Genomic DNA, 20,507 nt, shown 5'->3' on the forward strand with positions numbered 1-20,507 from the left:
CATGAGACCGGAACAACTGCTTTATCCCGCGCCCGAAGGATTGTTCTGCCCGATCGGCGGCTTTTACATCGACCCCGTGCAGCCGGTCGAGCGCGCGCTCGTCACGCATGGCCATTCCGATCATGCCCGCTCCGGCCACGCGCATGTGCTCGCTACACGCCAGACGCTCGATATCATGCGCATCCGCTACGGCGATGGCTTTGCCGGATCGGAGCAGGCGGTCGCCTTCGGCGAGGAGGTGACGATCAATGGCGTGAAGGTGCAGTTCTATCCGGCCGGCCATGTGCTCGGCTCGGCGCAGATCGCCGTGGAGACGGATGGGCTGCGTATCGTCGTCTCCGGTGACTACAAACGCCGGCCGGACCCGACCTGTGAAGCCTATGTGCCAGTTCCCTGCGACGTGTTCATCACCGAGGCTACCTTCGGTCTGCCGGTCTTTCATCATCCCGATCCCATGGCCGAGACGTGCAAGCTGCTGGCCTCGCTTCGCCAGTTTCCGGAACGGACACATCTGGTTGGCGCCTATGCGCTCGGCAAGGCGCAGCGCGTCATTCGCCTGCTGCGCGATGCCGGCTATGACAAGCCGATCTATATCCATGGCGCTCTGGAAACGCTCTGCGACTATTATGTCAGCCAGGGCATCGCGCTTGGCGAACTCAGGCCGGCTACCATCGAAAGCCGTGATCAGTCGATCTTTCATGGCGCCGTCGTCGTCGGCCCGCCCTCGGCATTCCAGGATCGCTGGGCGAGGCGGTTCCATGATCCGCTGCCGGCTTTCGCCTCCGGCTGGATGATGGTGCGCCAGCGCGCCAAGCAGCTCGGCGTCGAGCTGCCGCTGGTCATATCGGACCATTGCGACTGGCCGGAGCTGACCGAGACGATCTCCGATCTGAAACCGAGCGAAGTCTGGGTTACCCACGGACGCGAAGAGGCCCTGGTGCGCTGGTGCGAGCTGCAGGGCATCGCGGCCAAGCCGCTGCATCTCATCGGCTATGAAGACGAGGGCGATTGATGAAAGCCTTTGCCGACCTTCTCGACCGTCTGGTGCTGACACCGAGCCGCAACGGCAAGCTGAAGCTGCTGACCGACTATTTTCGCGACACGCCCGATCCCGACCGCGGCTATGGCCTGGCCGCCATCGCAGGCACGCTTGAAGTGCGCAACGTCAAGCCCGCCATGCTGCGTGAGCTCGTGCTCGAGCGCATGGACGAGGTGCTGTTCCGCTATTCCTATGATTATGTCGGCGATCTCGCCGAGACGATCTCGCTGGTCTGGGACAAGGAAAGCGACATTGAACGCCCTGCCGGCGAACAGCCCAGGCTCGGCGACGTCGTGCGCCGCATGAATGCGCTGGGGCGGACCGAAGTGCGCAGCTTCGTCCGGGATCTGCTCGATAGGTTGGATACATCAGGCCGTTTCGCCTTCCTGAAGCTTGCAACCGGCGCCATGCGCATCGGTGTCTCGGCGCGGCTTGCCAAGCAAGCTTTAGCGGAGCTGAGCGGCAAGGATGTGACCGAAATCGAAACGCTGTGGCATGGCCTGCAACCGCCCTATGAGAGCCTGTTCCGCTGGCTGGAAGGCGAGGCCGAACGGCCGATATTGGCGACGCCGGCGATCTTCCATTCCGTCATGCTCGCCAATCCCGTCGAACCCGGTGATCTCGACGGGCTCGACCCGAAAGACTTCGCCGCCGAATGGAAATGGGACGGCATTCGCGTCCAGCTTTCGCGCTCCGGGGAAACGAGCAAGCTCTATTCGCGCTCGGGCGATGACATATCCGGTGCCTTTCCCGATATCGTGGAGGCGATGAGTTTCGAAGGCGTCATGGATGGCGAGCTGCTGGTTGGCGGCACCGTTCGTTCCAACAGCCCGACGCGCAGCTTTTCCGATCTGCAGCAGCGCCTCAACCGCAAGACCGTGACTTCGAAGATGCTGGAGGAGTTTCCGGCCTTCATCCGCGCCTACGACCTTCTGTTCGATGGTGCGGAGGACGTGCGTGCCCGTGGCTTCCTCGATCGGCGCGAGCGGTTGACCGAGATTGTCGAGGCAGCACCGCACGACCGTTTCGATCTGTCGCCACTCGTCGATTTCACCTCCTGGGAGGAGCTTGACCGGCTGCGCTCCTCGCCGCCCGATCCGGTGATCGAAGGGGTGATGATCAAGCGCCGCGACAGTTCCTATCTCGCCGGCCGCGCCAAGGGACCCTGGTTCAAGTGGAAGCGCGATCCTTATAATGTCGATGCGGTGCTGATGTATGCGCAGCGCGGCCACGGCAAGCGATCCAGCTACTATTCCGATTTCACCTTCGGCGTCTGGGCGATGACGCCGGAAGGCGAGCAGCTCGTGCCCGTCGGCAAGGCCTATTTCGGTTTCACGGATGCGGAGCTGGAAGTGCTCGACAAATTCGTGCGCAACAACACCGTCGATCGTTTCGGCCCCGTACGGGCCGTGCGTGCCGACCGCGATTTCGGCTTCGTGCTCGAGGTGGCCTTCGAGGGCATCAACCGCTCCACCCGCCATAAATCCGGCGTTGCCATGCGTTTTCCGCGCATCGCTCGGCTGCGGCCAGACAAGCCTCCCTACGAAGCCGACAGGCTGGAAACTTTGATCGCGATGATTGACGCCAAGGCTCCCGTTGTCGATGAATAGGGCAGGGCGATTCCTCACCACAAAGTGAGTTGGCCTTGCCTTTCAACCCGTGCAGATTTGAGCTGCGCCGGGATATTTGGACAGAGCCTATGACCATGTCTGACGACAACGTATTTCGTCCCAATCGCCGCGGCGTTCTTGCCGGTATCGCCGTCACGCTTTTTGCGCCCTCCATCGTCAGGGCCGCTGACGACAGCACGACAGGGAGCAAGCCCGCCGAGACCAAGGGTGCGATCGCCCGGAGCGATGAAAAGGCAGAGGATGCGCCGCCGCTGCTTTCGGGCGACTACGCCAAGGAGCGCCATCTGTTTCGCACCGATCTCCTGAGCAAGGGGCCGGCCCCCGATATCTACGAGCGGCTGGTTACGCCGTCGACCGCCGAACGGCTTTTTTATCGTAGCGGTGTTGGTGAAGAACTGGAGCTCGTCGCCTGGGTTTCCCGTTATACGCGCTCGGAGAAGCCGAAGCCGGCGGTGCTGTTCCTGCATGGCGGCAACGCCATCGGCCAGGGGCATTGGCAGCTGATGAAGCCCTATGTCGAGGCCGGCTATGTTGTCATGATCCCCTCGATGCGCGGGGAAAATGGCCAGAAGGGCAATTTCTCGGGCTTTTATGATGAAGTAGCCGACGTGCTGGCCGCATCCAACCGGCTGCGGCATCTGCCGGGCGTCGATCCGCACCACATGTTCCTGGCGGGTCATAGCATCGGTGGTACGCTGGCCATGCTCGCCGCTATGTCGACCAAGCGGTTCCGGGCGGTCGCACCGATATCCGGCAACCCCGACGCCTATGCCTTCTTTAGTCGCTATCCGCAGGATATTCGCTTCAACACCAGGAACCCGCGCGAATATCAGATGCGGTCGCCGCTCTGCTATGCGCACAGCTTCAAGAGCCCGATAAAGCTGTTCCACGGCACCGAGGAAGCCCATTTCGATTCGCGTCTGGCTCTGCTCGCAAAGCGGGCGACGGGCGCCGGCGTGAAGATGGAAATGGCGACTGTAACGGGCAGCCACAATTCGGCTCTGCCGGGCGAAATCGAACAGAGCATCGAATTCTTCAAGAGCGTGGCCGTCTAAAGCAATTCCAGGAAAAGTGCGTAGCGGTTTTCCGTCCGGAATTGCGAGACAACAAGGAGATAGAACGGCTCAGAGATACCGTGAAAAGCTGAATCGCTCTAAAGCCGGGCCGTCATGCCATCAGCTTTTGCATCAACGCCGCCGCCGCTTCGGCGATCACGGTTCCGGGCGGAAAGATCGCATCGGCACCGGCTGCTTCCAGTGCCGCGAAATCCTGTGGCGGAATGACGCCGCCGACGGCGATCAACACATTGCCGGCGTGACGGCGGGTGAGCGCCTCCTTCAATTCCGGCACCAGCGTCAGATGGCCTGCAGCCAGCGACGACGCGCCGAGGATGTCGACCCCCTCGCGCACGGCGACATCGGCCACTTCTTCCGGCGTCTGAAACATGGCGCCGACGACGACATCGAAACCGAGATCGGCGAAAGCCGTCGCGATGACCTTCTGGCCGCGATCGTGTCCGTCCTGACCCATTTTGGCGATAAGGATGCGGGGTTTTTCGCCACGTGCCCTGCGGAAAGCTTCGACTTTGGCCACGGCCGCATTGAAGACCGGATCTTCGGAACCGACTTCCTTGCGGTAGACGCCGGAGATGGTTCGGATCTCGGCGACATGACGGCCATAGGCTTTTTCAAGCGCCAGAGAGATTTCGCCGACGGTGGCTCTGGCTCTTGCTGCCTTGACGGCAAAATCGAGCAGATTGCCGGTGCCGTTTCGCGCCGCATCCGTCAGCGCATCCAATGCGCTTTCCACCGTAGCGGTCTCGCGGGTGCCCTTCAGCTGCTGGAGCTTGGAAAGCTGGCGTGCCCGCACCTCGGAATTCTCGACCTTCAGGACATCGACCTCGATATCCTGTTCCGGCTTAGAAAAATTGACGCCGACGACGGTCTGTTGGCCGCTGTCGATGCGCGCCTGCGTGCGGGCCGCTGCCTCTTCGATTCGGAGCTTGGGGATGCCTTTCTCGATCGCCTTCGCCATGCCGCCGAGCGCCTCCACCTCCTCGATATGGGCCATCGCGCGGGCCGCAAGATCATGGGTCAGCCGCTCGACATAGGCCGAGCCGCCCCAGGGGTCGATGATCCCTGTCGTGCCGGATTCCTTCTGCAGCAGGATCTGCGTGTTGCGGGCGATGCGGGCGGAATGATCGGTCGGCAGGGCGAGTGCCTCATCGAAGGAATTGGTGTGGAGCGACTGGGTATGCCCCTGCGTTGCAGCCATCGCCTCGATCATGGTGCGGATGATGTTGTTCATCGGGTCCTGCGCCGTCAGCGACCAGCCTGATGTCTGGCTGTGGGTCCGAAGCGCCAGTGATTTCTGGTCCTTCGGCGCGAAATTCTTCTGCATCAGCGCGGCCCAGATCAGCCGTCCGGCCCGCATTTTGGCGACTTCCATGAAGAAGTTCATGCCGACGGCCCAGAAGAAGGAAAGACGGGGGGCAAAACTGTCGATATCAAGGCCTGCGGCGACGCCTGCGCGGGCATATTCGACGCCATCGGCGATCGTGTAAGCGAGCTCCAGATCCGCCGTCGCACCGGCTTCCTGCATGTGGTAGCCGGAGATCGAAATGGAGTTGAATTTCGGCATCCTTTGGCTGGTGTAGCTGAAAATGTCCGAAACGATGCGCATTGAGGGCTGCGGCGGGTAGATATAGGTGTTGCGAACCATGAACTCCTTGAGGATGTCGTTCTGGATCGTGCCGGACAGCTTGTCCTCGGAGACGCCCTGTTCCTCCGCCGCAACGATATAGAGCGCCATGACCGGCAGCACCGCGCCGTTCATGGTCATCGACACGCTCATCTCATCAAGCGGAATTCCATCGAAGAGCTGGCGCATGTCGAGAATGGAATCGATCGCCACGCCTGCCATGCCGACATCACCCGCCACACGCGGATGATCGCTGTCATAGCCGCGATGGGTGGCAAGATCGAAGGCGACGGAAAGGCCCTTCTGCCCGGCCGCGAGGTTGCGGCGATAGAAGGCGTTGGACTCCTCGGCCGTCGAGAAGCCGGCATATTGCCGGATGGTCCACGGCTGCTGGACATACATTGTCGGGTAAGGGCCGCGCACGAACGGCGCTGCACCGGGATAGGTGTCCAAAAAGTTCAGGCCGGCGAGATCGCTTTCGCTGTAGGCACGCTTGACCGCAATGCCTTCGGGGGTTTCCCAGGCTGGGGCGGTGGTCGTTGGTGCCGTTGCCTGTAGCTTGGCCCAGGGGATGGTGCGGAAGTCGGGGATTTTGGTCATGGAGCTGAAGTCTCCGTGAGTGTAGAGGGCGCGATACCCCCCTCTGTCGCTTTCGCGACATCTCCCCCACAAAGGGGGAGATTGGAAAAACGAAAAACTTGATCTGTGGCCATCAAGGCTGTGGCCGCTGATGGGATTAGATTTTGGCGCGGAATGATCTCCCCCCTTGTGGGGGAGATGTCACGAAGTGACAGAGGGGGGTGCGCGACCTCCTGAAACACGATGTTCATCCTCATGCCTTCACCACCTCATCCAGCCGCACCGGCATCAATCCCATGCTACCCTCAATCGGACCCAAAGGTCCCGAAACGGTTACCGGCCGCTCCGCCTTCATCGCAAACAGCGTCGTACCGACGATCGGCTTGGCGACACGCTTCGCGCGCGCATCGGCGATCATCGCTGCCAGCTCACCGCTTGCGATCACCTTTGCCAATCCGCCCTTGCCATCGATGCCGGTGAAAATCCCCCAGGCCCGTTCAGCGAGCGCGTCGGTCAGCGCCTCGATGCCACCCGCACCGGCAGCGGGATCGAGGACATGATCGAGGTGGCTTTCGGCAATCAGAATTGTCTGCGTGTTGCGCGCCAGCCGTCGCGCCAGTGGGTCGGGTATGCCATGCGTCAGACTGTGCGGCAGGACGGAAATCTCGTCGGCGCCGCCAACCCCGGCCGAAAAGACCGCGATCGCATTGCGCAGGATATTCGTCTCGGGGTCGAGGCGGGTCAGCATGCGATAGCTCGTCTCGACAAAAAGATGCGCCGGCGCTGGATCGGCGACGCCGCAAGCTTCGGCGATCCGGGCAAAGATTAGTCGCGCTGCACGGATCTTGGCGATCGTCGTGAACTGGTTCTGATCGGCCGAGAGGCAGAGGCTGGTTGCCGCAAGCGCTGCTTCCGGCGACAGTCCAGCCTCCTCAAGCAGTCGTAAATGGCCGACGAGGCTTGCGGCCATGACCGCCAACTCCTGCGCCTCGGTCCCGCCGGCATTATGCACTATGCGGCCGTCCGCATTGACGATCGTGTCAACCGGTTTCAACTCTTTTAAGTATTTGATATCGCTATTAAAATTGGTAAAATGTACGGCTGACAAGAAAGCGTCGAGGCCAAGGTGCAATCTCTGGGAGCCCCCACCCGAAATTGAAGCTGCTACCGTTTTGGCAACACCGGACGAAAAGCCATCGAGGCGCAATGTCGCAATCCTGCCTGATGCTGCCGCCAGCACCTCGGAGAGGGGCGGAAGCGGCGCATCCATGCCGGTGCCGAAGGCCGAACCGGAATCGGCGGAGACGAGGCAGATGCCGCTGGCGCCATTGGCAAGATCGTCGCGGAGCTGCACCATTGCCCGCTCCATATCCGGATCGTCCATGCGTTGGCTCACCGTCCAGGGCCGATCGTCCCGTTGGCGGAAAAGCGGCGCGCCATCGCGCCGCCGCTCGTAAAGCGGTTCGATGGCGATGCCATCATCGGTTCGCGATACCAGCGTTTCCTGGAAATCCTTACCTTTCAGCGCCCGTTCGACAAGCTTCAGCCAAGCCTTCTGATCGCTCTGGCCGAAGATGCCCGGGTCGAGACTGTCGATATTCATGTGCTCCTCCGTACCGCATTGGTCTAGCCCATGATGCCGCAAGGGAAAACAGGAGTTTGGCCAATCGGTGCAATATCTTCGTTGGAGCTGTCTGGCGATCGACGCCAGCCTCGCTCCAGCCGCGGCAGTCATTATGTGGACGATCCGATATCTTCCAACTGGTTTCCGATGATGGCCGATCTGCTGCCTGCTTCCCGCCACCTGCTTACCGCTGCTGCGCTGGCGACATTGTCTGCCTGCAGCATCATTCCCGATACGGGCGCGACGGATCCGGACCGGTTCGTGCAGGAGACCACGCCGGTCTTCTATCGTCCGGAAGGTATCGAGCCGAACCGGGTAAAGCGTCTGCCCGTGCAGCCTGTGCCGCAGGCGCGCGATCTCTTCCAGACACAATTCCATCAGACCTATGGTTTGCCGACCTTCAATCCAGTGCATCAGGCCATGTATGCGCAGCGCAGCGAAGACGACTTCACGTTACCTGCGATTCCCTACAAGCGCATCGATCCACGCTTCCTGCGGCAGGAGGTGGATTACCAGACCAAGGAGCGCCCCGGCACCATCGTCGTCGATACGCGCGACCATTTCCTCTATTTCGTCGAGCCGGGCGGCAAGGCGATGCGTTATGGCGTCGGCCTCGGCGCGGCAGGGTATGCCTGGCACGGCAGAGGCCTGATCCAATGGAAGCAGAAATGGCCGCGCTGGACGCCGCCTGCCGAAATGGTGGCGCGCGATCCGCAGATGAGGCCGCTATCGGCCGAGCGCGGCGGCATGAATCCAGGGCCGACCAACCCGCTCGGAGCGCGTGCGCTCTATATCTATCAGAACGGCCGGGATACGCTTTATCGGGTTCACGGCACGCCGGATTGGCAGTCGATCGGCAAGGCTGCATCTTCTGGATGCGTGCGCATGCTCAATCAGGACGTGATAGATCTCTACAACCGGGTGCCCGATAAGGCGGAAATCGTCGTTCTGTAGCAGTATTTTACCACAAATTTTCGTGATGTTGCATAAGTGCGATAGTCGGGGTGGTTTGCGCTCTTTAGTTTTGCGTCTGTCTCTGCGAACCTCTCGGGGAACCGAATCAGCCTGTTGTTACGGGTTTTCGCTTCCTCCACAAAAGGAACTATGCTGTCGACATGAGCCTTCCTTCATCCCTATCCCGACGTAATTTTCTCGCGCTTGCTGGTCTCGGCGCCGTTTCGACGCTTGCCAGCTGCGCCTCCACTATCGACAACGGCCCCGTCGTCAGCCCGGTTCAATATACCGGTTCGCCGAGGCCGTTCCGCACCTGGTTCTCCAGCTATGATGGCGAGCAACCCGATCCGGCCGAAATCTATGCGTCCGTCGAGGACGGCGGCTTCGTTGTTCCGGCGGTTCCCTACAAGCAGATCGATCCGCGCTTCTATCGCCAGCGGGTGGTCGATCCCACAGGCGAAGCACCCGGCAGCGTGGTCGTCAACACCACCCAGCGCATGCTCTATGTGACCGAGCAGGGTGGCACGGCGATGCGCTATGGCATCGGCGTCGGCCGCGAAGGCTTTGCTTGGCAGGGCCGCGGCGTCATTCAGTGGCGCAAGAAGTGGCCGCGCTGGAATCCGCCGGACGAAATGGTCGCCCGCCAGCCGGAGCTCGTGAAGTATTCCATCGCCAATGGCGGCATGGCTCCGGGCCTGATGAATCCGCTCGGTGCCCGTGCGCTTTACATTTTCGAGGACAAGCAGGACTCGCTCTATCGCCTGCACGGCAATCCCGACTGGCGCTCCATCGGCAAGGCCGTTTCTTCCGGCTGCGTCCGTCTGCTGAACCAGGACGTCATCGATCTCTATGATCGCGTGCCGGAGCGTGCGCCGATCCTGGTTACTGCCTGATATCGCACCATCGAAAAAAGGGGCGCCGTGGGCGCCCTTTTTGTTTTGTAGTTCTGACCGGAAGTATCCGGCGTCCTGAATCGGTTTCAAATCGTCGTCAAATTGACCTTCAGTTGCTGCAACCGGTCTCGCAGATTGGCCATTTCCGCCATATCGCAGCCCGTCGCCTGGCCGATGGCATCCATGATCGTGGTGAGCTGACACTTCATGGCGATACCTTTTTCCGTCAGTGAAATGATGACCTGACGCTCGTCCTTCGGATCGCGGGCGCGGCTTATCAGGCCGGCCTGTTCGAGCCGCTTGAGAAGCGGCGACAGCGTGCCGGAATCCAGATCGAGCTTCTCGCCGATGGTCTTGACCGGCAGATTGCTCGTTTCCCACAGCACGAGCATGACGAGATATTGCGGGTAGGTGAGGCCGACGCGATCGAGGATCGGCTTGTAGGCACGGTTGAAGGCATGTGCTGCACCGTAAACGGCAAAGCAAAGCTGTCTTTCCAGCCACTTTTCCTCATCGGGGATCGTAGGGTTCCCATCCGCCTTGTCCGTCATCGCCAATTCGCATCCGCCATCTTTTGTTGGTGGCATTGTCACAAATTCATTTTCCGAAATCAAATTGCGAAATATCTATTGTGCACGATTAAATCGTGATGTATATAAAATTCATCCAACCGAAGGGAGACATGACATGCCTATTCTCTACACGACCAAAGCTTCCGCCACCGGTGGCCGCGCCGGCCATGCAGTTTCCGAAAATGGCGTCCTCGACGTCACGCTGACCGTGCCGAAGGAACTCGGCGGCGACGGCGCCACCGGCACCAATCCCGAACAGCTCTTTGCGGCTGGCTACTCGGCCTGCTTCCTGGGTGCCCTGAAATTTGTCGCAGGCCAGCAGAAGGTCAAGATTCCGGAAGACGCAAAGGTTACGGCGACTGTCGGCATCGGCCCGCGCGCAGACGGCACCGGCTTCGGAATCGAAGTTTCGCTGGCCGTCCACATTCCCGGCATGGACAAGGCCGAGGCTGAAAAGCTCGCCGCCGCCGCCCATATCGTATGCCCCTACAGCCACGCCATGCGCACCTCGACCGAAGTGCCGGTTGCTGTCGTCTGACGCGAGGCGCGCCGCCGGCCAATCGAGGGCCGGATATCAGGATATATTGAAAAGGAGCGACAGTTTTATCTGTCGCTCCTTTTCTTTTGCAAGAAAAATGCTATATCTTTTCTTAGGAAAGGACGTAGCCATGATAAAAGCCCAGGTAATAGGCCAGACGATGCCCGGCGAAGCACTCGTCATCACTAAGGCTGTCGTCAATGCCGCCGAGAGGCTGGGCCTGAATGCCCGTATCCTCGCGGCCGTCATCGGCGTGTCGGAGGCGACCGTTTCGCGCATGAAGCGGCAGGATCATCTGCTGGAGCGCGATAGCAAGCCGTTCGAGCTTGCCGTGCTTCTCGTCCGTCTCTTCCGTTCACTCGATGCCATCGTCGGCGGAGATGAGGCTGTGGCGCGGCAATGGCTCCGCAACGGCAATCTCGCCTTTGGCGTAGCGCCAATCGACAAGATCATCTCGATTTCTGGATTGACCGATGTCCTTGCCTATCTGGACGCCCGCCGCGCTCTCGTCTGAGGCAAGGGCCATTTCCGGCCAATATTGGCGGCTGGTGGAATCGCAGCATCAGGTTTCGACGCTGAAGCTTGTCGACACGCTGGAAGAGCAGGCTCTTCTCGAAAGCGTGCTCGAGGAAAGCAAGCCGGTTCTGCCGCCGGAATGCGCCGGGCTCGATTATCTGCTCGCCACACCCTTCCGGTATGGAGCCATCTATCCCCACGGTTCCCGTTTTCGGCGTGCCGGTCGCACACTTGGTGTTTTCTACGCCTCCGAGAAGGTGGAAACGGCGCTGGCGGAGATGAGCTTCTATCGGCTGCTCTTCTTTCGCGATTCTCCTGACACGCCGCTGCCCGCCAATGCTGCGGAATATACCGCCTTTGCCGCTGCGATTGCGACGAAAGCGGCAATCGATCTGACCGCGCCTCCCTTGGATCGAGATCGGCAGCTATGGACCGATCCTGTCGATTATGAGGCCTGTCAGTCGCTTGCCGAAGCGGCGCGGACCGGCGGTATCGAGGCAATCCTCTATCGCTCCGTCCGGGATCCCCGCGGTGGCAGCAACATCGCGCTGCTCACGGCCAAGGCCTTCTCCGCCCGCGAACCCGCCGAGCGTCAGACCTGGCGCATCCGGCTGTCGCGTGTCGGCGTACAGGCGCTGTGCGAATTCCCCCGGCGTCGCATCGGCTTCGAAAGACAGGATTTCGACGGTGATCCGCGGCTGTCTGAACCGCAATTCAAAGCAGAATAGCAAGATCGCTGCGTAGGCGGTCGCCATTGCCGTCGGGCAATCGCTCTTCAAGGGCCGCATGCGTCGTCTTCCAGATCGGCACGGCGGCGGCGAGCGCTGCCTTGCCTGATGGGGTGAGGCTGAGCAGGCGGGCACGTCGATCCCTCGGATTAGGCACGATGCTCACCCATCCCCGCCGTTCCAGCGGCTTTAAGGCGGCCGTCAGCGTCGTCTGGTCTATTGCCAGGAGTGCCGTGACCGATCCCATGGACGCCGGCACCGGCCTGTTGAGCGACATCATCAGGGAGAACTGGCCGTTCGTTAGCCCAAACGGCCGCAATGCCTCGTCAAAGCGACGGGCAAGCGCGCGCGCCGCGCGTTGAACATGCAGGCATAGGCAGGTATCGCGTACTAACAGCGTGGTTTCAAAGGGGATTTCGACTGCGTTTGACATGATTCATTAATATTGATATCAATGCATTTGTCAAGATTTGGGACTGAAAACGCCAGAGGAGGGCGCGGACAATGAACCAGGTCGTTTCCAGGGAAGTGTGGCTCGAGGCCCGCCGTCAACTGCTCGCCAGGGAGAAGGAGGCCACGCATCTTCGCGATCGCGTCAATGCGGAACGCTTGGCCTTGCCCTGGGTAAAGGTCGATAAGGACTATGTTTTCGACACGCCAGCTGGCAGCAAGACGCTCGCCGATCTCTTCGACGACCGCAGCCAGCTGATTGTCTATCATTTCATGCTCGGCCCGGATTGGGATGCTGGCTGCACCGGCTGCTCCTTCCTTGCGGATCATTTCGATGGAGCGCTTCCGCATCTCAATCACCACGATGTCACGCTGGTCGCTGTGTCCCGCGCGCCGCTGGAGAAGGTGGAAGCCTATAAGAAACGCATGGGCTGGGGTTTTCCCTGGGTGTCGTCCTTCGCCAACGATTTCAACTTCGACTACCATGTCTCCTTCTCGAAGGAGGAGCTCGCCGGGGAAAAGGTCTTTTACAATTTCACGCCCATGGATGCGGCCGAGGGATTCGATGAGCTGCCGGGCCTCAGCGCCTTCTATAAGGACGAGGCCGGCAATGTCTTCCACACCTATTCAAGCTATGCCCGCGGCCCCGAGGAATTGATCGGCACGCTGATGATCCTCGACCGGGCGCCAAAGGGCCGCAACGAAGACAGCACGATGAACTTCGTTCGCCGCCATGACGAATATGAGGATGCGCCAAAGGCACAGTCCTGCTGCCATTGACGCATATCAAGGCGGCGGAATTCGCCATGTGGGGAACAGCGGGCGGAATTTCGCGTTTTGTGTCTAGGCGAGCTGTCGCTTGCCTGCCGGGGACGGATGGGCCAGGCGATCGACCATCGTTTGGCCGTCATTTTCATCGGCCATGATGTGCCTGCGCCGACATCCGGCTCAGGAGGAGACGGATGACCGCAACAACCACAATAGGGAGAGCGATGCTATGGCTGAGAAGGGATATTTTGTCTGGTACGAGCTGATGACCACGGATATGAAGGCGGCCGAAGCTTTCTACACCAAGGTCGTCGGCTGGGATGCGGCGGATGCCGGCATGCCCGAAGTCGGCATGGATTACACGCTCTTCAGCGCCGGGGCAGGCCCCGTTGCCGGTTTGATGATCTTGCCTGAGGAAGCAAAGGCCATGGGCACGCCGCCCTGCTGGACCGGCTATATCGGCGTTCCCAATGTCGATGAAGCAACCAAGGCGGTTGTCGGCAAGGGCGGCAAGACCTATCGCGAGCCCATGGATATTCCAGGCGTCGGCAGGTTCTCCGTCGTCTCTGATCCTTATGGCGCTGCCTTCTGTCTGTTCACGCCGCTGCCTGGCCAGGATTGGGAGCCTGCGGCTCCCGCAACACCAGGCTATTTCGGCTGGCATGAGCTTTATTCCAACGACGGCCCGAAGGCCTTCGATTTCTACAGTGAGATGTTCGGCTGGGAGCTGAGCTCCGATTTCGACATGGGGCCGATGGGCAAGTACAAGATCTTCAAGATCGGCGATCGCGACTTCGGCGGCATCATGACCAAGCCGGCGGAAATGCCGATGGCGGCCTGGAACTTCTACATCAACGTTCCGGCAATCGACGCGGCGATTGCCCGCATCAACGAAGGTGGCGGCAGGATCGTCAACGGCCCGATGGAAGTCCCCGGCGGCAGCTGGATCGTCCAGGCCACCGACCCGCAGGGGGCATTCTTCTCGCTGGTTGCGCCGGTGCGCTGATTTTTACCCTCCCCTTGAGGGGAATAACACCTCCCCCTTGAGGGGGAGGTCGCCGCAAAGCGGCGGGCGGGGGTGACATTCCGAGATTTTGAGAAATCACCCCACCCCGGAGCTTCGCTCCGACCCTCCCCCTCAAGGGGAGGGTGGTTTTCTACCTCTTCAGACTGCCGAGGATGCCACGGACAATCGCGCGCCCGACCTGCGTCGCCACCGTGCGCGCCATGCTTTTCATCGTTGCTTCGAGAATCGTTTCGCGCTGATAGCCCGAACGGCGGCCGGTGGGTTTGCTGCTGTCGCCACCGAAGCCGGGCAGCGTCCAACCGTCGCCGGCACTTTCGTTTTGCGGTGCGGCTGCCTTGCGTGCCCGCTCTGTCAGGATTTCGTAGGCGGATTCACGGTCGATCGTCTGGTCGTAGACACCGGCAACCGGGCTGCCATTGATGATGGCCCGGCGCTCGTTATCCGTGACCGGACCGATGCGGCCTGATGGCGGGCGGATCAGCGTCCGCTCGACGATGGAAGGCGCACCCTTGCCTTCGAGCATCGACACCAGCGCCTCGCCGGTGCCGAGCGTCGTGATGACTTCAGCGCAATCGAAAGCGGGATTGGGGCGGAAGGTCGAGGCCGCCGTCTGTACGGCCTTCTGCTCGCGCGGCGTATAGGCGCGCAGCGCGTGCTGCACGCGGTTACCGAGCTGGGCCAGCACCGTTTCCGGCACGTCGAGCGGGTTCTGCGTGACGAAATAAACGCCGACGCCCTTGGAGCGGATGAGGCGCACCACCTGTTCGACGCGCTCGATCAGCACCTTCGGCGCATCGTTGAAGAGCAGGTGCGCTTCATCGAAGAAGAAGACCAGCTTCGGCTTGTCCGGATCACCGACTTCGGGCAGTTCCTCGAACAGCTCGGAGAGCAGCCACAAAAGGAAGGTGGCGTAGAGGCGCGGGTTCATCATCAGCTTGTCGGCGGCAAGCACCGAAACCTGGCCATAACCGTCATTGCTGACCCGCATGATGTCGGAGATTTTCAGCGCCGGCTCGCCAAAGAAGTTTTCCGCACCCTGCTGCTCCAGCACAAGCATTGCGCGCTGGATCGAGCCGACGGAGGATTTCGAGATCAGGCCGTATTTGCTGGAAAGTTCGCTGGCATTTTCGCCCATATAGTTCAGCAACGCCTGCAGATCCTTGAGGTCGAGCAGCGCCAGGCCGTTTTCATCGGCGATCTTGAAGGCGATATTGAGTACGCCCTCCTGCGCCTCGGACGCATCCATCAAGCGTGCCAGCAGCAGCGGCCCCATCTCGGCGATGGTGGTGCGCACGCGATGGCCTTTTTCGCCATAGAGATCCCAGAAGATGACCGGGAACTGATCGAACTCATAGGGCGAGAGGCCGATTTCCTCGGCGCGCTTGAGCAGAAAATCCTTCGGCTCTCCTTTCACGGCGATGCCGGAGAGATCGCCCTTGATATCCGCGCAGAAGACGGGCACGCCGGCCTTGGAAAATCCCTCCGCCAGCACCTGCAGCGTCACCGTCTTGCCGGTGCCGGTCGCTCCGGTGACGAGGCCGTGACGGTTGCCGAATTTCAGCGTCAGGAACTCGTCCTTGTTGATGCTTTCATCCGGATTGCGGCTCGCGCCGACGAAAATCTGTCCATCCTGCTGCGGCATGGTGTCGTCTCCCTTAGAGCACTTCCAGCAAAAGTGCGAAGCGGTTTTGCGTCCGGAATGCGTAAAAACAAAAAGATAGAGCGTTTTCGCGATTCGAGGAAAAACGGAAATGCTCGAGCATGATGCCGAAAAGTGTCCCCGGTTTTCGGACGACATCATGCTCTACCTATTTGATTCTAGTACCGGATGATTTTGGATCGATTCGATCCAAAATCATCCGGTACTAGGGCGGCGGCACAACAGCTTTTAAGGGCTGCCAGGGCCATTCATCGATTTGTCCTGACACTGTTATAAGAACTCGCATGAAGAGGGACAACCATTCGCGTCAAGGTTCCGCTTCTGGTAGAATGTTGGCCTCCGGCGCGGCTTGTGTCGGTTGCTTCATTCAGTTACGTTGACGTTAACGTCGTAAAAGGCAGGAGGCCACAGTGAACGAAGTTATTGATCAGATCGCGACCAAAGCCGGCATCGCTCCCGACCTCGCGGAGAAGGCCGTCGGCATGATTCTCAGCTTCCTGCAGCGTGAGGCCCCGGATGGCCCCGTCACCAAGATGATCGAATCCTTTCCCGGCGCTACCGATCTTGTCGCCCAGTATGGCGGTGACCAGGCAGGCGGCGGCCTCCTCGGCGGCCTGCTGAGCGCAGTCGGCGCCGGCGGCGGTATCATGGGCCTCGGCCAGCAGCTGATGAGCAGCGGCCTCAGCATGGGCGATATTTCTTCGCTGGCTAAGGAAACCGTCGCAACCGCCCGCCAATACGCCGGCAACGACGTCGTGGACGAGGTGGTGAATTCCGTTCCGGGCCTGAGCCAGTTCATCTAAGCTGCAAAAGCGCGCTCTTGGTGACGAGGCAAGCGATTGGCCAATACGCATCGGTTCATTCGTCGAATTCGCGGATGTGCTCGGTAGTATAGGCATTGATTACTTCGATTTCCCGGCCTTCGCCCCTTGGGCGAGGGCCGTCGCTTTTGAGGAGGCCGCTTCGTGTCCGACTGCCCCATCCCGGCCCTTATGCCAAGCAGGTCCGGTCACCAATTCGCTCTCTATGGCGATTCCTGTTCCGGCATTCCCGGCGCACTGCATGAAAGGACCTTTGCCAGCGTCAATCAGATCCTGCGCAGGCTCGATCCGCCGCCTGAATTCATTCTGTTTCCGGGTGATGAGATTATCGGGCTGACGGCTGATCCGGACGCGCTGCGGGCGCAATGGCGGCATTGGCTCGATCATGAGATGGCGTGGCTGGATCGCCAGAAAACGCCGCTTTGGCACACGACCGGCAACCACACGACCTACGACGAAATGAGCGAACGGGTTTTCCGGGAAGTGCTTCGCCCGCCGGAGAATGGGCCACCGGGGCAGGAGGGATTATCCTACTGGGTTCGTCGCGACGATCTGCTGCTGGTCTTCGTCCATACGTTGTGGACAGGGCTCGGCGGTGAAGGGCATGTCGAAACGGAATGGTTGGAAGCAACGCTGAGGGCGCATTCCGATGCCAGGTATAAGATCGTGCTGGGTCATCACCCAGTTTTCCCCGTAAACGGCTATTCGGGCACATACCAACGGGAGATCGGTCACGAATACGCAAAGCCGTTCTGGGATATTCTCGTGGATGCCGATGTCCTGGCTTATGTCTGCAGCCACATGCTTGTTTTCGACGTTCAGGTTCATTGTGGTGTCCTGCAGCTTTGTACGGCGGGAGCGGGTACCGCTCACCGGATGCCGGAAGGTGTCGAGTATCTGCATTGCATCCAGGCTGCGCTGGATGCGCAGGGTTTACGCTATCAGGTGCTGGATACCGATGGCGTGGTCCGCGAACGCTTGCAATGGCCGTTCAAAGCCGCCGAAACCTGGCAGGATCTGTCACCAGGATGGAATGAAGCGAACTTTGGCGGTCTCAAGGGCGACAACCATATCGTTCATCTCAGAATATCAGGGGATATGACGAACGAGGCTCATTCGCCTGCGCAAACTTTGTTTTCCGCCTTCGATACTCGAGGTCTTGCTCCGATATGGCTTGGTTTGCGTGGCCCGCGGCAGACGCTTACTTTGGTCCTCGGCCGCGATCCTGGCCGTAGTCCGCATTATTGGTTCGGGCCTGATTTCGCTCCCGGTCGCCCATTGGATATTGAAATTGCTCTACACGCCGGCATGGGGCCTGGCGGCATGCTCTACCGCAGGTCGACCGACCGCGGATGGAACTCGCTCAAGGCTGCGTCAGCAACCGGTCTCGAGCACACTGTCTGGCCAGAGCGATTGAGCGTGGGACATGGTCAAGGCGGCACGATGGACCGCCCCTTTATGGGCAAGGATCTGGCCGTTCAGCTTGCGGTGTCAGCATGACCACCTTCACCGCAGCTGTCGGCTTTCAAACCTAAACCTTTCTGCCGCTCGATTTTCCATCGATCTCGTGCCATTTGCGGCCGTCGCGTTCAATGAGTTCGTCGGCGGAGGCCGGGCCGGTGCTGCCGGGGGCGTAAGGATCGGGCTTGCCGCCTTCGGCCCAAAGGTCGAGGAAGGGCTGCACGGCAGCCCAGCCGGCCTCGATGCCGTCGGCGCGCTGGAACAGCGTTTGGTCGCCGACGAAGAGTTCGTAGAACAGGCTTTCATAGCCAGTCTGCTTGCCGATGTCGAAATTGTCGGCATAGCGGAAATCGAGCGAAACTGGCGCGGTTTTCAGCACCAGACCTGGCGACTTGATCGAGATTTCCATATCCAGGCCCTCGTCGGGCTGCACTTGGATGATGAGCCTGTTCGGCGGCAATTCGGGACGGGAACCGTGGCGCGGGAATTGCGCGAAGGGCACCGGCCGGAAGGTGATGACCACTTCCGTATCGCGCGCTTTCATTGCCTTGCCGGTGCGCAGATAGAAGGGCACGCCGGCCCAGCGCCAGGTGTCGACGAAGAGCTTCAGCGCCACGAAGGTTTCGGTGCTGCTGTCCGGTGCGACGTCGGCTGTCTCGGTGAAGGCAGGCAGGTCCCTGCCGGCGATCGGGCCGGCCGTATAGGCGCCGCGTACGCCATTCTTGGCCGCTTCCTCACGCGAGTAGGGGCGCAGGGCCTTCAGCACCTTGCCCTTTTCGTTGCGGATGGATTCGGCGTCGAAGCTGTTCGGCGGTTCCATCGCCACCATCGCCAGCAGCTGAAAGAGGTGGTTGGGCACCATGTCGCGAAGCGCGCCGGTCGCGTCATAGAATTTGCCGCGCGTGCCGACGTCAACCAGCTCGGCTGCCGTGATCTGCACGTGGTCGATATAGTTGTTGTTCCACAGCGCCTCGATCATCATGTTGGCGAAGCGCGTCGTCATGATGTTCTGGACGGTTTCTTTGCCGAGGAAATGGTCGATGCGGTAGATTTGGCTTTCGTGAATGTGGTTCAGCAGCCGGGCGTTCAATGCCTGTGCCGAGGCGAGATCATTGCCGAAGGGTTTTTCAATCGCAATGCGGCGGAAGGCGCCGGTTGCCTCGTTCATCAGCCCGTTTTCGGAAAGCTTCTCGGCGATATCGCCGAAGAAGCGCGGCGGCACGGCGAAATAAAAGGCTGCATTGGCGGTCGGCGCATGCGAGAGATAGTCCGAAATCTCCTTGTAGACGCCATTCTGGGTGAAATCGCCGGAGATGTAGCTGATGCGCTTGCGCAGGCTGTCCCACGCCGCCTGCCGCTCCGGATCGTCCATGTCACCGGAGGTCTTCAGGAATGATTCCAGACGGTCCAGCAGCATCTCGACGCCACCGGTCTCGATGCCTATGCCGAGGATATGCAAATCCTCTCCGATAAGCCCGCTGCGGGTCATGTTGATGAGCGTCGGGATCAGCAGGCGCCGGGTGAGATCGCCGGCGGCGCCGAAGATCACGAATGTCAGCGGTGGGGCTGGTGCGACGTCTGGGGTGGTCATGCACGGATCTCCTTCTGGCGGCCATACTCGGGGCTTCTGGACGACATCGACTATCTCCTCGGAGCTGTTGCTGTCTCAGCTTTGGTTATAGGTGTTCTAGCGCGGGCCGACGTCGGTTGTCGATGGGATCGACGCACCGCCGTCAGCCGGTATTTCGGGATTGGCAAGTAGTCTATTTCTTCACGGCGACCATGAAGAGCCGCGGGAAGCGCAGCAGCACCCTGCCATCGACAAGCGGCGGATAGGCTTTTTCTATGCGCTTCAGATATTCGGCGGCGAAGGCATCGCGATGCTCGGCGCCGGCATGGTCGAGATAGGGGCGCAGGCCCGTGCCCTTCACCCATTCGACGATCGCTGCCGCATTTTCCAGCGCGTGATTGTAGTTGGTGTGCCAGATATCGACGCGCTGCGACTTGCCGATCAGCCTGTTGTAATAGACCGAAGGTGCCGGCAACGGGTTGCGACGTACGCTCTTCTTTGCGAAGGCATCGCTCCAGGGGCCGTTCTTCGCGGTCTCTTCCATCATCAAATGGCTCTGCTCGGTCAGATTGTCAGGCATCTGCACGGCAAGCACGCCGCCCGGCTTCAGCCCATCCATCAACTCATCGAGAATGTCGAGATGGTTCGGCAGCCACTGGAACACGGCATTGGCAAAGAGCAGATCCACGGGCTCTTCCGGTCGCCATGTGGCGAGATCGGCCTTTTCAAAGTGTGTGCCGGGCATGCGCTTGCGCGCGGCCTCCAGCATATTGTCATCGCTGTCGAGGCCGGAGACGCCGACAGCGCCATAGCGCTCGACGATCAGCTCGGTCGAGTTGCCGGGGCCGCAACCGAGGTCGATCGCGCGCTCGACGCGCTGCAGCGGCACTTGTGCCAGCAGGTCGCGCGCCGGGCGCGTGCGTTCATCCTCGAATTTCACATATTGGCCGGCAGACCATGCCATAATCGTATCCTC

19 protein-coding genes are annotated in these 20,507 nt (G+C 60.5%); 12 read left to right on the top strand and 7 right to left on the bottom strand.

Going from position 1 to position 20,507, the window contains the following annotated elements; all coding sequences use genetic code 11:
- Position 1: 1 nt before the first annotated feature.
- From ABOK31_RS02970 to ABOK31_RS02980, 3 genes are all read left to right on the top strand, one after another.
- Positions 2-1,012, top strand: coding sequence for a ligase-associated DNA damage response exonuclease (locus ABOK31_RS02970; protein WP_349957734.1), 1,011 nt, complete (start codon positions 2-4; stop codon positions 1,010-1,012).
- Entirely contained in the window at positions 1,012-2,649 is a 1,638-nt protein-coding gene (locus ABOK31_RS02975) for a cisplatin damage response ATP-dependent DNA ligase (protein ID WP_349957735.1), read from the top strand. Before ABOK31_RS02970 ends, ABOK31_RS02975 begins: the two co-directional genes overlap by 1 nt.
- A gap of 89 nt (positions 2,650-2,738) precedes the next feature.
- Positions 2,739-3,725, top strand: coding sequence for an alpha/beta fold hydrolase (locus tag ABOK31_RS02980; RefSeq protein WP_349957736.1), 987 nt, complete (start codon positions 2,739-2,741; stop codon positions 3,723-3,725).
- Between the two features lie 112 nt (positions 3,726-3,837).
- Here ABOK31_RS02980 and scpA read toward each other — a convergent pair whose 3' ends face one another.
- Both scpA and ABOK31_RS02990 read right to left on the bottom strand, forming a co-directional pair.
- The gene (gene scpA, locus ABOK31_RS02985; protein WP_349957737.1) at positions 3,838-5,970 is read right to left on the bottom strand and encodes a methylmalonyl-CoA mutase; all 2,133 of its coding nucleotides are present in this window, start codon (positions 5,968-5,970) and stop codon (positions 3,838-3,840) included.
- A gap of 232 nt (positions 5,971-6,202) precedes the next feature.
- Complete coding sequence (locus ABOK31_RS02990; RefSeq protein ID WP_349957738.1) at positions 6,203-7,552, bottom strand: methylmalonyl-CoA mutase family protein; 1,350 nt, start codon at positions 7,550-7,552, stop codon at positions 6,203-6,205.
- Positions 7,553-7,723: 171 nt separating this feature from the next.
- Between ABOK31_RS02990 and ABOK31_RS02995 the strand changes: the two genes are divergently transcribed.
- Positions 7,724-8,527, top strand: a complete 804-nt coding sequence (locus ABOK31_RS02995; RefSeq protein WP_174174960.1) for a L,D-transpeptidase — start codon at positions 7,724-7,726, stop codon at positions 8,525-8,527.
- Positions 8,528-8,688: 161 nt separating this feature from the next.
- On the top strand, positions 8,689-9,420 hold the full coding sequence (locus ABOK31_RS03000) for a L,D-transpeptidase family protein (RefSeq protein ID WP_174173951.1): 732 nt from the start codon (positions 8,689-8,691) through the stop codon (positions 9,418-9,420).
- A gap of 86 nt (positions 9,421-9,506) precedes the next feature.
- On the opposite strand, the gene ABOK31_RS03005 is transcribed toward ABOK31_RS03000, so the two are convergent.
- Positions 9,507-9,971: a MarR family transcriptional regulator gene (locus tag ABOK31_RS03005; protein WP_349957739.1), complete on the bottom strand. Its 465-nt coding sequence runs from the start codon at positions 9,969-9,971 to the stop codon at positions 9,507-9,509.
- Between the two features lie 136 nt (positions 9,972-10,107).
- On the opposite strand from ABOK31_RS03005, the gene ABOK31_RS03010 reads away from it, so the two are divergent.
- From ABOK31_RS03010 to ABOK31_RS03020, 3 genes are all read left to right on the top strand, one after another.
- Positions 10,108-10,530: an organic hydroperoxide resistance protein gene (locus ABOK31_RS03010; RefSeq protein WP_069613858.1), complete on the top strand. Its 423-nt coding sequence runs from the start codon at positions 10,108-10,110 to the stop codon at positions 10,528-10,530.
- A gap of 130 nt (positions 10,531-10,660) precedes the next feature.
- Positions 10,661-11,044 (top strand): MbcA/ParS/Xre antitoxin family protein, encoded by a 384-nt coding sequence (locus ABOK31_RS03015; RefSeq protein WP_349957740.1) that lies wholly within the window; start codon positions 10,661-10,663, stop codon positions 11,042-11,044.
- The gene (locus tag ABOK31_RS03020) at positions 11,004-11,774 is read left to right on the top strand and encodes an RES family NAD+ phosphorylase (RefSeq protein ID WP_349957741.1); all 771 of its coding nucleotides are present in this window, start codon (positions 11,004-11,006) and stop codon (positions 11,772-11,774) included. Before ABOK31_RS03015 ends, ABOK31_RS03020 begins: the two co-directional genes overlap by 41 nt.
- On the opposite strand, the gene ABOK31_RS03025 is transcribed toward ABOK31_RS03020, so the two are convergent.
- Positions 11,761-12,207, bottom strand: coding sequence for a MarR family transcriptional regulator (locus tag ABOK31_RS03025; RefSeq protein WP_113232355.1), 447 nt, complete (start codon positions 12,205-12,207; stop codon positions 11,761-11,763). The genes ABOK31_RS03020 and ABOK31_RS03025 overlap by 14 nt on opposite strands.
- A gap of 71 nt (positions 12,208-12,278) precedes the next feature.
- On the opposite strand from ABOK31_RS03025, the gene ABOK31_RS03030 reads away from it, so the two are divergent.
- Positions 12,279-13,004 (top strand): thioredoxin family protein, encoded by a 726-nt coding sequence (locus ABOK31_RS03030; protein ID WP_349957742.1) that lies wholly within the window; start codon positions 12,279-12,281, stop codon positions 13,002-13,004.
- A 217-nt stretch (positions 13,005-13,221) separates the two neighbouring features.
- The gene (locus tag ABOK31_RS03035) at positions 13,222-13,998 is read left to right on the top strand and encodes a VOC family protein (RefSeq protein ID WP_349957743.1); all 777 of its coding nucleotides are present in this window, start codon (positions 13,222-13,224) and stop codon (positions 13,996-13,998) included.
- Between the two features lie 151 nt (positions 13,999-14,149).
- On the opposite strand, the gene ABOK31_RS03040 is transcribed toward ABOK31_RS03035, so the two are convergent.
- The gene (locus ABOK31_RS03040; protein WP_349957744.1) at positions 14,150-15,661 is read right to left on the bottom strand and encodes a helicase HerA-like C-terminal domain-containing protein; all 1,512 of its coding nucleotides are present in this window, start codon (positions 15,659-15,661) and stop codon (positions 14,150-14,152) included.
- A gap of 428 nt (positions 15,662-16,089) precedes the next feature.
- Between ABOK31_RS03040 and ABOK31_RS03045 the strand changes: the two genes are divergently transcribed.
- On the top strand, positions 16,090-16,482 hold the full coding sequence (locus tag ABOK31_RS03045; RefSeq protein WP_349957745.1) for a hypothetical protein: 393 nt from the start codon (positions 16,090-16,092) through the stop codon (positions 16,480-16,482).
- A 189-nt stretch (positions 16,483-16,671) separates the two neighbouring features.
- Positions 16,672-18,000, top strand: a complete 1,329-nt coding sequence (locus tag ABOK31_RS03050) for a metallophosphoesterase (RefSeq protein WP_349958833.1) — start codon at positions 16,672-16,674, stop codon at positions 17,998-18,000.
- A gap of 31 nt (positions 18,001-18,031) precedes the next feature.
- On the opposite strand, the gene zwf is transcribed toward ABOK31_RS03050, so the two are convergent.
- Positions 18,032-19,552, bottom strand: coding sequence for a glucose-6-phosphate dehydrogenase (gene zwf / locus ABOK31_RS03055; protein ID WP_349957746.1), 1,521 nt, complete (start codon positions 19,550-19,552; stop codon positions 18,032-18,034).
- A 172-nt stretch (positions 19,553-19,724) separates the two neighbouring features.
- A complete protein-coding gene (tam, locus tag ABOK31_RS03060) occupies positions 19,725-20,495 on the bottom strand; it encodes a trans-aconitate 2-methyltransferase (RefSeq protein WP_349957747.1) in 771 nt (256 codons plus the stop codon).
- Positions 20,496-20,507: the final 12 nt, after the last annotated feature.

The organism is Rhizobium sp. ZPR4 (assembly GCF_040215725.1).
GTDB classification, from domain to species: domain Bacteria; phylum Pseudomonadota; class Alphaproteobacteria; order Rhizobiales; family Rhizobiaceae; genus Rhizobium; species Rhizobium rhizogenes_D.